Here is a 503-nt window from a genome sequence, read left to right as displayed (position 1 = left end):
TCGCCGAGCGCTCTGGGACGCTTGTCATCGCCGATGAGGTGATGACCGGTTGGGGCCGCACCGGCACGCTCTTCGCCTGTGGGCAGGCCGGCATCTCGCCGGACATCCTGTGCACCTCCAAGGGGCTGACCGGCGGCTCGGTCCCGCTTGCCGCCACCCTCGCGACCGACGCGATCTTCCGAGCGCATTATTCGACGGATCGGACCAGGACCTTTTTCCATTCGAGCTCCTATACCGCCAACCCGATCGCCTGCGCGGCCGCGCTTGCCAATGTCGGCATTTGGAACAATGAGCCGGTTGCGGAGCGCGTGGCCATCCTGTCGCGGATGCAGGCGGAAAAGATTGCGCGGTTCAGCGAGGATCCGCGTTTTGAGAATGTGCGCACGACTGGCACCATCGCCGCGCTCGACCTGCGCGTCGGCTCCGCAGGCTACCTGGCCGAGGTCGGCCCGAGGCTGCGCGCCTTCTTCCTCGAGCGCGGCTTGCTGGTGAGACCCCTTGGC

1 protein-coding gene is annotated in these 503 nt (G+C 66.8%); it reads left to right on the top strand.

Going from position 1 to position 503, the window contains the following annotated elements; genetic code table 11:
* On the top strand, positions 1–503 hold a 503-nt coding region (locus EOA60_RS36740; RefSeq protein WP_128312814.1), incomplete at both ends, for an aminotransferase class III-fold pyridoxal phosphate-dependent enzyme.

The organism is Mesorhizobium sp. M1A.F.Ca.IN.020.06.1.1, assembly GCF_004023265.1.
In the GTDB taxonomy this organism is placed as follows: Bacteria; Pseudomonadota; Alphaproteobacteria; order Rhizobiales; family Rhizobiaceae; genus Mesorhizobium.
Note: the sequence above shows the minus strand (reverse complement) of the source record. Positions and strands in the feature narration are given on the sequence as shown.